General features: G+C 51.0%; 11 protein-coding genes. 3 read left to right on the forward strand and 8 right to left on the reverse strand.

Going from position 1 to position 11704, the window contains the following annotated elements; translation table 11 throughout:
• Positions 1-191 precede the first annotated feature (191 nt).
• The 3 genes from OB13_RS14750 to OB13_RS14760 all read right to left on the reverse strand — a co-directional run bounded on the left by OB13_RS14750 (position 192) and on the right by OB13_RS14760 (position 3947).
• A complete protein-coding gene (locus OB13_RS14750) occupies positions 192-2825 on the reverse strand; it encodes a valine--tRNA ligase (protein ID WP_461490935.1) in 2634 nt (877 codons plus the stop codon).
• Between the two features lie 122 nt (positions 2826-2947).
• Positions 2948-3520 carry a pentapeptide repeat-containing protein gene (locus OB13_RS14755; protein ID WP_461490936.1) on the reverse strand — a complete coding sequence of 191 codons (573 nt, stop codon included), beginning with the start codon at positions 3518-3520 and terminating at the stop codon, positions 2948-2950.
• A gap of 76 nt (positions 3521-3596) precedes the next feature.
• Positions 3597-3947: a 4Fe-4S dicluster domain-containing protein gene (locus OB13_RS14760; RefSeq protein ID WP_461490937.1), complete on the reverse strand. Its 351-nt coding sequence runs from the start codon at positions 3945-3947 to the stop codon at positions 3597-3599.
• Positions 3948-4058: 111 nt separating this feature from the next.
• Here OB13_RS14760 and OB13_RS14765 point away from each other — a divergent pair, with 111 nt between their 5' ends.
• Together OB13_RS14765 and OB13_RS14770 are read left to right on the forward strand one after the other, a co-directional pair.
• Complete coding sequence (locus OB13_RS14765) at positions 4059-5069, forward strand: acyl-CoA reductase (protein WP_461490938.1); 1011 nt, start codon at positions 4059-4061, stop codon at positions 5067-5069.
• Between the two features lie 189 nt (positions 5070-5258).
• Complete coding sequence (locus tag OB13_RS14770) at positions 5259-5552, forward strand: hypothetical protein (protein WP_461490939.1); 294 nt, start codon at positions 5259-5261, stop codon at positions 5550-5552.
• A gap of 223 nt (positions 5553-5775) precedes the next feature.
• Here the strand turns inward: OB13_RS14770 and OB13_RS14775 are convergent, their stop codons facing one another.
• From OB13_RS14775 to OB13_RS14795, 5 genes are all read right to left on the reverse strand, one after another.
• On the reverse strand, positions 5776-6630 hold the full coding sequence (locus OB13_RS14775; protein ID WP_461490940.1) for a nucleoside phosphorylase: 855 nt from the start codon (positions 6628-6630) through the stop codon (positions 5776-5778).
• 157 nt (positions 6631-6787) lie between these two features.
• Positions 6788-7756 (reverse strand): oxygen-dependent tRNA uridine(34) hydroxylase TrhO, encoded by a 969-nt coding sequence (gene trhO, locus OB13_RS14780; RefSeq protein WP_461490941.1) that lies wholly within the window; start codon positions 7754-7756, stop codon positions 6788-6790.
• A gap of 218 nt (positions 7757-7974) precedes the next feature.
• Positions 7975-8610, reverse strand: a complete 636-nt coding sequence (locus OB13_RS14785) for a NeuD/PglB/VioB family sugar acetyltransferase (protein ID WP_461490942.1) — start codon at positions 8608-8610, stop codon at positions 7975-7977.
• A gap of 122 nt (positions 8611-8732) precedes the next feature.
• Positions 8733-10043 carry a hypothetical protein gene (locus OB13_RS14790; protein ID WP_461490943.1) on the reverse strand — a complete coding sequence of 437 codons (1311 nt, stop codon included), beginning with the start codon at positions 10041-10043 and terminating at the stop codon, positions 8733-8735.
• The gene (locus OB13_RS14795) at positions 10040-11329 is read right to left on the reverse strand and encodes a DUF2851 family protein (RefSeq protein WP_461490944.1); all 1290 of its coding nucleotides are present in this window, start codon (positions 11327-11329) and stop codon (positions 10040-10042) included. Before OB13_RS14795 ends, OB13_RS14790 begins: the two co-directional genes overlap by 4 nt.
• 155 nt (positions 11330-11484) lie before the next feature.
• Between OB13_RS14795 and OB13_RS14800 the strand changes: the two genes are divergently transcribed.
• A partial coding sequence (locus OB13_RS14800) for a hypothetical protein (protein WP_461490945.1) occupies positions 11485-11704 on the forward strand: 220 nt, incomplete at its 3' end.

Raw genomic sequence — 11704 nt, forward strand, 5'->3', positions numbered from 1 at the left:
ATTTTTATCAAGGAAAAAAGTAAGGCCCGGCTGGCCAAGCCAAGCTATGCAACAACGTTAGGTTGAGGTATAGACAAACCGCAGCTACGAAGCAAAAACAGAGCCGTTTCAATCACAAAGACTATTCTACAAACAAACAGCGGCCGCTCCCTTAACGAGAGCGGCCGCTGTCATATCAATCAGGCTATACCTTACAACGAAGCCAAACTTTGCTCGATCGCGTTTATCTTCGCTTCGGCGTCTGCCTGCTTCTTCCGTTCGTTGGCAATCACAGACTCCGGCGCTCCGCTTACAAAACGTTCGTTGCTCAGCTTCTTGGCTACCGAATTGAGGAAGCCTTTGGTATACTCCAGCTCCTTCTGAAGACGTTCCCGCTCGGCGGCTACGTCAATGTTGCCCTCCATCGGAATAAAGAATTCATCACCTGCCTCTACAAAGCTGATCGCCCCGTCCAGGCTCTCCTGCACCAGGGTGATTTCGTTGATGTTGGCCAGCTTCCGGATGATGCTGATGAAGTTCTCATACCCATCTTCGTTCATCACCTTGATAGCCAGGTCAAGCGATTTAGTATGCGGTATATTCTTGGAGTTGCGGATATTACGGATGGCAGCTACTATTTTCAGCACCGCCTCCATTTTTTCATTCAGCTTTTTATCGAACTTCTCCTGCTTCGGCCAGGCCGCTACGATCAGGTATTCCTTCTCTTTGCGCTCCTTCAGATCATGCCAGATCTCCTCTGTGATGAATGGCATGAACGGATGCAACACCTTCAGTACCCGCTCCAGGTATACCACCGTCGTATCGATGGTTTGCTTATCGATTGGCTGCTGGTAAGCCGGCTTGATCATTTCCAGGTAGCTGGAGCAAAAGTCATCCCAAACCAGTTTGTAAACGGCCAGCAGAGCATCCGAAATACGGAACTTGCTGAAGTGGTCTTCGATCTGGATAAAAGCTTCATTGAAGCGGGAGTCGAACCACTTGATCGCTGTTTCGTTCGGGCAAGGCAGACTCTCATCCACTTCCCAGCCTTTGATCAACCGGAAGGCATTCCAGATCTTGTTCGAGAAGTTACGACCCTGCTCCACCAGTTTCTCGTCGAACAACAGGTCATTGCCGGCAGGTGAGCTGAACAGCATACCTGCACGCACGCCATCGGCGCCGTACTGCTCAATCAGGTCGAGTGGATCCGGTGAGTTGCCCAATGATTTGGACATCTTACGGCCCTGCGTATCGCGTACGATACCGGTCAGGTATACGTTGCGGAACGGCGGCTCCTTGCGGAACTCATAACCGGCCATGATCATACGCGCCACCCAGAAGAAGAGGATCTCCGGAGCCGTTACCAGGTCGTTGGTCGGGTAATAGTACAGAATATCCTTGTTGTCGGGATCTTTAAAACCGTCGAAAACGGAGATCGGCCACAGCCACGAAGAGAACCAGGTATCGAGCACATCCTCGTCCTGGCGCAGGTCGCTTAGCTGCAGGCTTTCGTTTCCGGCTTCGGCACGGGCCATTTCCAGGGCTTCTTCAACGGTGGTCGCCACTACAAAAGAGCCATCCGGCAAATAGAAAGCAGGTATACGCTGGCCCCACCACAGCTGACGCGAGATGCACCAATCGCGGATATTCTCCATCCAGGAGCGGTACATGTTCTTGAACTTGGGCGGATGCAGCCGAATGTCGTCGTTCATGACAGCCTCCAGGGCAGGCTTTGCCATCTCGTCCATCTTGCAGAACCATTGCATAGACAAGCGCGGCTCAATCACAGCACCGGTACGCTCCGATGTCTGTAGCACGCTCGCATACTCCTCTATCTTTACCAGCAAACCGGCTTCCTGCAGGTCCTTCACGATGTTGCGACGGGCTGCAAAACGGTCCTGGCCCACATACAGCTGCGCCTGTTCGTTCAGGGTGCCGTCGTTGTTGAGGATATCGATAGTAGGCAGTTTGTGCTTCTGGCCCAGTTCATAGTCATTCAGATCGTGCGCCGGCGTCACCTTCAGGGCACCCGTACCGAAATCGATGGACACGTACTCATCGAGTATAACCGGAATCTCTTTGCCCAGCAACGGGATGCGTACTTTTTTGCCGTGCAGGTGCGTATAGCGCGGGTCATTCGGGTTCACGGCCACAGCCACGTCCGCCATGATGGTTTCGGGACGGGAAGTAGCTACCGTGATATAGGTCAGTTCAGAAGTGGCGCTATCGGCTACCTCATACTGCAGGTAGTACATCTTGGCCATGGTATCTTTCGGAATCACCTCTTCATCGGAGAGGGCGGTGCCGCCCAGCGGGTCCCAGTTCACCATGCGTACGCCCCGGTAAATCTTGCCTTTGCGGTACAGGTCCACAAATACCTCGATCACAGCAGCAGACAGGTCGTCTTCCATCGTGAAACGGGTGCGGTCCCAGTCGCAGGAGGCGCCCAGTTTCTTGAGCTGCTCCAGGATGATGCCGCCATACTTCTCTTTCCATTCCCAGGCATAGGTCAGGAACTCCTCGCGTGAGATGTCCTTCTTGTCGATGCCTCTTTCCTTGAGCATGGCCACTACTTTGGCTTCCGTAGCGATAGAAGCATGGTCGGTGCCCGGTACCCAGCAAGCCTCCTTGCCCTTCATGCGCGCACGACGGATAAGCACATCCTGAATCGTGTTGTTGAGCATATGGCCCATGTGCAACACTCCCGTTACGTTGGGCGGCGGAATCACGATGGTATAAGGCTCTTTTTTGGAGTTAGGCTTAGAACGGAAGAAGCCGCGCTGCATCCAGCTGCTGTACCACTTCTCTTCTACTTCTCTGGGGTTATATTTCGTTGATATCGACATCTTATGCTACAATCTAATGGGATGACAAAATTAGGAAATTTGGCGCAATTATAACTTACGAAATGAAGCTTAGTAACCTACTGTTTACTAGACTACTCCTGCACAGACACTGCTTAGAAGCGCTACTGGATCTGAATATCGTACTTCGCCAGCAGACCACTTAAGCCATACTGCGAGAATTTCGCCTTTTTGATCGTATTGAGTTCAGGGTCTATGATGTAGTTGTATGCCGTGACCAGGTTTGCCTCGTTCAGTTGGGTTCTCTCGAAGACAGCGCCGGCCAGATCGGTATTCTCAAAAACTGCCTTGGTCAGGATGGCCTGCTCGAAAACGGTATTCTTCAGTGAGGTATTGATGAAGTGCGTCTTGGGCATCTTCCTTTTCAAAAAAGAAGCATAATCGAGCAGGCAGCCTTCAAAACGTACTGTAAACAGGAATTCCTCGCACTCGCTGAAGTTTATACCTGTCAGCTTACACTCTTTGAACCTCACATTGCTCAGGGTGGACCTGTTCAGCTTCAGCATGGCCAGGTTGCAGCCCATGAATTGGCAATCGGTGAACCGGTTTTGCGAAAAATCACCGTTTGAGAAGTCGCAGTTCCTGAAAATACAATCCTCGAACTCCCTGTTCCTGATCGCTTTGCCGGGATAAATCACCTTGTCAAAGGTTTTGTCCTGATGAATGAGTGCTTCCATACCTTAGTTGAATTGCATTAGAAATGAAAAAAGCCTGCCAGAGAGGCAGGCTTCAGTGCTTTTATTCGGGCAATACCTAGCTGGCCTGGTGAAGCCAGTCTTTTTTAGCCAAAAGCTCTTCTTCTGTCTCCCGGTAATCCGGGTCATCGACGCAGCAATCCACCGGGCAGACCGCAGCGCACTGGGGCTCTTCATGGAAGCCCATACATTCCGTACACTTATCTGACACTATGTAGTAATACTCATCCGAAATAGGAGGCTGGGCCGCATCACCAGGTATAACCTCGCCGCCATCAATCTCTACTTCTTTCAGAGCCGTGCCACCCCCCCAGGTCCATTCCATACCGCCTTCGTATATGGCAGTATTCGGGCATTCAGGTTCACAGGCGCCACAGTTTATACATTCATCAGTGATCATTATCGCCATAATCGTATCTCCTGTATATTTTTTATACTTTTGTATCGCTTTACTTAATTATCGAACAAAATTAGGAACATTAAGTATCCCTATCAAATAAATTTTAAAGCCACGGTTGCCATGACACTAGAGAACAGGATCGAAGCTTTCATAAAACTAGGAAAGCAGCTGCAGGATTTGACGCCGGAAGAGCGCAAGGCCCTGTCTTTTGTTGCACAAGCCAAGAACCCCTGGTTCGACGAAGAAAACGTTTCTTCTGCTCTCAATGGCATCATCACCTTGCTCAATGAGCAATACCTCCGTGAATGGCTTTACCCTTACCACCTCAAACAGGTTACACCTAAAAAGGTTGGTGTTGTGATGGCGGGCAATATTCCGCTGGTGGGTTTCCATGATTTTTTGTCTGTGCTCATCAGCGGCCACTACCTGCTGGCCAAGCTGAGCTCGGACGATGATGTGCTCATGCGCCGACTGGCCAACATGCTGGTAGCCCTAGAGCCTGCCTTTGCCAACCAGTTTGAGTTTGTGGATATGCTCAAGGATGCCGATGCCATCATTGCCACAGGCTCCGACAACACAGCCCGCTACTTTGAGTATTATTTTGCCAAGCGCCCGCACATCATCCGGAAGAACCGCACCAGCATCGGCATCTTGACCGGCCACGAGGAGGAGGATGATCTGAAAGCACTCGGCGAAGACATTTTCCGCTACTTTGGCCTGGGCTGCCGCAATGTATCCAAAGTATACGTACCGGAAGGCTATACCTTTGATAAGTTTTTTGAAGCCAACGAGCACCACAAAGGCATACTGGAACACCACAAATACCACAACAACTACGACTACAACAAGTCCATCCTGCTGGTGAACCGCGTACCACACTTTGACAACGGCTTTTTGCTGGTGCAGGAAAGCGAGCAGCTGGTCTCCCCTATCTCTGTGCTGTTCTACGAAACGTTCACTTCCCTTCCGGACCTGCGCCACAAACTGGCCAACGTCAGCAAAAAAACACAATGCGTGGTATCGGCACACGGCTGGCTGGAAGGCAGCATTCCTTTCGGCGACGCCCAGTGCCCAATGCCCTGGGATTATGCCGATGGCGTAGATACCATTGCGTTTTTGCAGAAGTTGTAGGTATAGCTGCTTCCTGTAGCCAAACTATTTGGACTCCTGACAGGTAGCGGTAATTTGCTATACCTGCATTACCGGACTCATTTCTATTGTAGACGACTGACGGCTAAACTAAAACCGGGCTTCTGCAGAACCATAATCTCGCCTTGGCATGTTTGGTAATTGTATACCTGCCACGCTAAAAATGAGAGTATGAAAAAGAAAAGGGTAAACCAGATTGAAAAGGAGCACATCCCGATGCTTCGATTTGGCCAGGAAGATGTATTGCAGGACCCTACAGCCCGCAGCATCCGCTCCTATGAGGCCAACCGCGCGACCATACTTGGCAACGCGTATCGCAACAAAGCCACGATCACCTTCTGCACCGATGATGGGGATATAAAACAGGTCGAGACCACCGTATGGTGTTATGATGACAAGTTCGTACTGTTGAAATCCGGCATGTTTCTTCCTATCAGATCAATTCTTAAAATAGAAAATAGTTAACGTCAGGACATTTTACCCTTACACGCTGCCTATACCCACAAAAAAACAGCCCGTACAGAAATTTCTATACTGGCTGTTGTCTTTGTAAAAAGTTTTCCTCGCTTGCCTCTGGCGGGTGTGAGGTATGTGGCGGACTCTGGCCGCTTGAGTCTGTGATCTTCGCACAAGTGGCGGGACGCGAGCTACGATTATACCTTTCAAACTTCCAAACTTTCTAACTGCCTTATATCCGGTCCAGCACTTTCACGATCAGGCTGTCAATGATCTCTTCGGAATTTGGCGCGAACTCCTGCGTGATGCGGTTGGCCACAATGGCATTGAGTGACAGCATCTCGTGGCCCAACAGGCGGCCCATTGCATAGTAACCGGCGGTTTCCATCTCAAAATTGGTCAGCTTAAAATCGCATACCCGGAAGTCCTGGTATACCTGGAGCAGGTCCGGGTTGCGAAGCCCGCCCCGGAGCACGCGGCCCTGTGGCGCATAGAATCCCGGACAGGTCAGGGTGTTGCCCGGTACCATATCAAACGCAATTTTGTCAAGCAGGCTTTTGGAACCATTCACACAGTAAGGCCGGAAGCCGACGCCCAATTGCTCCTGTAGCGCTTTGGCAATGCTTTGCTCGTTCTCGTCCTGCTGCAGCGGGTAAAACTCCATCAGCGAGTCCAGCCCGACGGCATGGTGCGAAGCCAGGTGGCTGCCCAGCGGGATGTCCTGCTGCAGCGAACCGGAAGTGCCCACCCGTACAATCTTGAGCGCAATTTTCTCGGCGTGCTCTTCCCGTGACTGAAAATCGATGTTCACCAGGGCATCCAGCTCATTCATCAGGATGTCAATGTTATCGGTACCCATACCTGTTGAGATAACGGTGATGCGCTTTCCTTTGTAATACCCCGTGTGGGTCACAAACTCCCGCTTGGCCACCTGCACATCCATCTCATCAAAATACTTGCTCACCATCGGTACCCGGTCCGGGTCACCTACCGTGATGATGGTATCCGAAATGTGTTCGGGCAGCAGGTTGAGATGATAGACCGTGCCGTTCTTATTGATGATCAGTTCTGATTCCGGGATTGCCACTTCTTCTAGATGTTAGATTTTAGAGGTTAGACATTAGACTATAAAAATGATATGCAGAAAGTGAAAATCTGATATCTAACGTCTAACATCTGAAAAGGATGTAAACAAAGAAAAGCGTGGCTGGTAGGCGCACGCTTTTCTGAGCTTTAGAGAATACTTAGTTATTTACGTCAGAAGTCTTGCGACGGTTGAATCCTTTCAGGGGATTATAGCCATTCATTTGTTTCTGATAGTAGCCGGTGCCGTCGTAGGGGCGCTTTTCAGGATGTTCCTTGCACTCCGGAGAGCAGGCGCCTTCCATTGCCACACCGCATGCTTCGCAGATAGGCACGTGCAGGTTACACACCGGGTTGGCGCAGTTCACCATGCGGTCACTCTCGGTATGGCAGACATGGCATTTGGAGATCACCTTCGGGTTCACCTTATTCACGTCCACGGCCACCCGGTTATCAAACACGTAGCACTTACCTTCAAAGTCTTCGCCTCCGGCTTCCATGCCATACTTGATGATACCGCCATGCAGCTGGTACACATCCTCAAAACCCTGCTCCAACAGGAAAGCACTGGCTTTTTCGCACTTGATGCCGCCGGTGCAGTAGGTCAGGATTTTCTTGTCCTTGAATTTTTCCTTCAGCTCGTCTACTTTGTCCGGAAACTCACGGAAGTTCTCGATGTCCAGCGTAACGGCATTTTTAAAGCGACCCACGCTGTGCTCGTAGTCAGAGCGGACATCCAGTACCACCACATCTTCACGGTCTTTCATGTCCTTGAATTCCTTCGGAGAAAGATGAACACCGGTACGGGCGTTCGGATCGATGTGCAGCAGGCCGGAGTGTACGATTTCGTCTTTGGTACGCACGTGCAGCTTCGTGAAGGCGTGCTCATCTGACGCGTCTACTTTAAAATCGGTTTTGGCGAAGCGGGGATCGGCATGCATAAGCTGCATGTACCTATCACAGTCCGCTTTCAGACCGGAGAGCGTGCCATTGACCCCTTCTTTGGAAATGATGAGCCGGCCAAGCAGATTCAGCTCCAGGCACAGTAGATGGTGTTCCTCCCGGAACGCCTCAGGATCTGCTATCGGGGTATAGCAGTAGTACAGTAGTATGCTGTAGGGTTTGTTCATAACGGCTTAGTTTCAGCTAAGTGTTAATTAATTGTTTAATTGTTATTTGTTAAATTGTTAGATCAGGATTATAAGGATTTAGAGCTAAACAGATTATATTTCCAATTCACTCATCCACTCAATCACTCATTCAAAATTATACTGCAAAAGTAAAAACTGCTCCTATACCTGAAAATGACCTACGTCAGTTTTGAAACAGCAATGGACAGCAGAAAAGTTTATTTAATGGGGGCAGCCGGGTTGCCGAATACAGTGGCTTTGGCAGGCACATTGGCGACAACGACAGAGCCGGCCCCAACGCGCGCGTTCTTGCCGATCTTCACACCGGATACGATCACAGCGCCTGACCCGATAAAGGCTCCATCTTCCACAACTACCTCTGCATTGAGGATGGCTCCTGCACCAACCTGCACGAAATCTCCAATCTCAGCCTTGGCATCGACGACAGCCCGCGACTCGATCACGTTGTAGTTCCCTACCTTTGCATTGTTGTTGACGACGGCACCTGCCGCTATCATATTTCCGTGGCCCAGCCAGGCAAACTCTGACACCGAGCTGAAGCGGTGAATGGCATTAACAGGTACCACTTTGTATTCGTCCTTCAGCATTTTGATCAGGCCTTTGCGGGCTGCAGAGTCCTCTACGGCCACAAACACATCGCATTTCTTACCTATCAGTTTCAGTAACTCACCGTCTTCGGTGCTGCTCATCACCGACACATTGTTGATCTCCTGCTGCTGCAGTTCCTTGCTGTCGTCGAGAAAGCAGTATACCACCACCTCGTTGCTGTTGAAAATATCAAGTGCTGATGTGCCCAACTTCTGAGCACCAAGTATAATTACCGGATTTTGCATAGCCTATTTCAAATAAGGGGCAAAGGTACAAAGAATCGTGCTAATCTGCTGAGGAGAAAAGGTTTTTGTTACGTTAGCGGTAGCTGCAGCAAATTGTCAACAACATGCTGCAACATAGCATTCTAGTCTGGCTGTTGCTTGGGTAGAATACGCTGCATCAGGGCAGAATTGGTGTTGCAAAGCAGCAGCAGGTATACCAGGAAGGGTATGATCACGATCCGGTACCGGCTTAGTGTACCCAGGTTTGGCATACTATAGGCCAGCAGCACACCCATTACCAAAAGGTATACCAATACTGCCACCACCAGGTAGCCATACTGCCACTTCCACTTGTTTTCCTGAAACAGATCCCGAAGAAAACCGAAAACGAGCAGCAGCAGCAAGGTGTTCTCAATACTGGCTAAAAAAGACCTTATATTATACGCTTCCCAGATGAACGGCCGGAACAGTATACCTGCCAGAGCAAGCTGGGAATGCAGCGTAAAACTCAGGTAAGTGGGTTCCAGGTATGGAAAGTCGATCCGGGGCTTGCCCGCTGACGCAGCCAGGCTTTTCTGATAGTTCAGGTATACCGCGTCCGGCAAAGTCTCCACATGCAGGTTGGGATTCAGTTGCGATGCCAGGAGTGCCGTGCCGGTAAATAGGAGCAGCAACGTTAGCAGCTTCCAGGACCAGTGAAACCTGCTCAACTTCTCCGTATAAAACAACGCCTTCAACAGCAGGCTCAGCACCAGCATCAGCCCCAGGGCTACCGCCACGAAGTACTTCACCAGCCAGATGAGGTAGATTCCCAAACCGATCAGCAGCAGGTATAGCAACCGTTGCCGTTTCTGCTTGCCGGCATAGAGCAGGAGCAGGAAACTTCCCAGCGCCAGCCCCATTCCGCCCATCAGAAAGCTCTCTTTCATCACGCCGGAAGACCAGTATAACACAGAAGGAAAAAATAAGAAAGCAATAAGTGCCGCTATAGCCGTAGCAGGAAAGAACCGGGTAATGGCATTGACCAGAAACCACAAGCCTGCGAAGCTGAAAAGCGACAGGTATAGCGAACTGATATAGTAATTGCCCTGCGTCAGGACCATCGGTATACTCAGCAGCTTCGACATATTCCAGACGCTTTCATAATAAGGTCTCTGAACAGCTGCTAACGGGGTTCCGGTGGCGTCGTTTAAAAAGAGGTAGCGCAGGTAGGTACCCAGGCCCTGTTCCGAAAAAGTATCATAGGCCAGTTGAGCTCGGTTGTAATAAAGCTGGGTATCCCCTCTCTCCAGAATATGGAAACTTAACACTCCCAGCAGCACTCCACAGCACAGCTTGAGCAGGAGCGCCGGAAAGAAAAAGGGCCTGAGCGTTGCTTCCCAGTCCTGTTTCCAGAGCCACCACACCAGCCCGGCCAGCACCAGCAGGTTCAGGCTGTAAATCAGTACACTCACGTAGTTGGTATATCTTGCTTCATGATTTTGTTGCCAATGGCGCAACGGAGGCAGTTCACTGGCTGACAATATAGTTTGTAGAGCCCCAGCGCTGCCTGGTTGTCAGCAGCTGAAGCGGCTTTCCAACCCAGTTCTTCGTACTGCCTTGTTACTTTGTTAGACGCTTCCTTTACCTTCTCGAGCAAATTCACGGCTTTATCGAGGTAGCGGAGCTGCTGCGTATAGGAGGCATAGGCGGCCAGCAGCGGTACCGCCACGTTGATCGTCAGGTTTTGTGCCCCCGACTTTCCCAGTTGTACCTGCGTTGCCTTCGACTCTGCCCCAAAGGTATAATGTTTTTGCCAATAAGCCGACACAGGCGCCTGCCACAGCGCATCATAGTGCTTTGGTTCGTCTGTATCGATGATTCGGGAGAACAAACTCTTTTGCTGCGTGAGCAAGGCAGCCAGCTGCGCCAACCGTACTGTCGGGAAGTTGGCAGGCCGCATGCGCAGAAAATTCCAGTGATGCCGTTGCATGGCCTGTTCCTGCAGCTTGTATTTCCGGCTCAGGTAGGTATACTCTTTGGCAAGCGAAGCGCTGTACTCATCCGCCGGATCGTTCAAAAAACCAGCCTGTCCGAACAGCAGCGTCTCCATCTGAAACAGGCTGGTCTGGTGCTTGCGCACCACCTGCACCGGCAGTGCCCCAGCCAATCGCTCAAAAGGCTCCTGGTTGATCTTAAAGCCAAACCCTTTGCACAACAGCTGGTAGGCAGTCGCTTCCCAGTCATTGCCTAATTGATTGAATAGCTGGAGCACCTCCTCCCCTTTGAGTTCCAGCCGTTCGGTCAGGGTGCGGCCCATCATCATGGTTTTGGTGATGTCGGGCACCCGGGGCCAAAAGCTGGCACAGGGTATCGTATCAGGTGCCCGGCGCAGCTGCTCATAAGTTTGTAGCATGGCATGTGGAATGCGTGATTTCAACTCCACGGCAGGTATAAGGCTTCCGTCCGTGCGGCGGACTGCCTCATCCGCTTCCCACACGACGTGCAGCACCACCTGGTTGTACTTAAAATCAAAGTGGTGCTGGTGCCGCCGCCAGTCCGATGCCTTCCGGTGTATCTCCACACTCCCTGACCACTCCACCTCCCCTACCTTCACGAGCGTTTCCCTGAAGTCCGGGCCGGCATCGGTATTGTGCATACCTACCCGGAGCACCTGCACGGACTCCCCTTCTGTTGTCGTGAGGTTGGTTTTGTCGAAGTACTGGTGTTGCCAGATGTAGTGTAGAAAATCTTCTTTCATAGGCACTGGTTTTTAGTTGGTTATGTCATACGGAGGCAGGTTATAGGAGTTTGAGAGTTTAGGAGTTGGGGAGTTAGAGAGTTAGTGAGTTTAGAAGTTAGAATGCTAGATTTGACAATGTGATTCACAGGTATAGTTTTTGAACAGACCGTCGCTTGCCCTCGCTCGTGTCCCGCGAGTGTGAGGTATGTGGCGGACTCTGGCCGCATTCCTTTGTGCCCCGAGGCACAAGTGGCGAGACGCCACCGAATAAACGCACGCTCGCCTCCGGCGAGCGAGGGCGAAAGGATGAATGGAGCCGGGCTATACCTGAAACATGGGCGCAAGGTATAGCCCGCTTAAAAGGAGTCTGTGAAGAAGACGAACCGCATGGTC

The organism is Pontibacter sp. HJ8, from assembly GCF_054824225.1.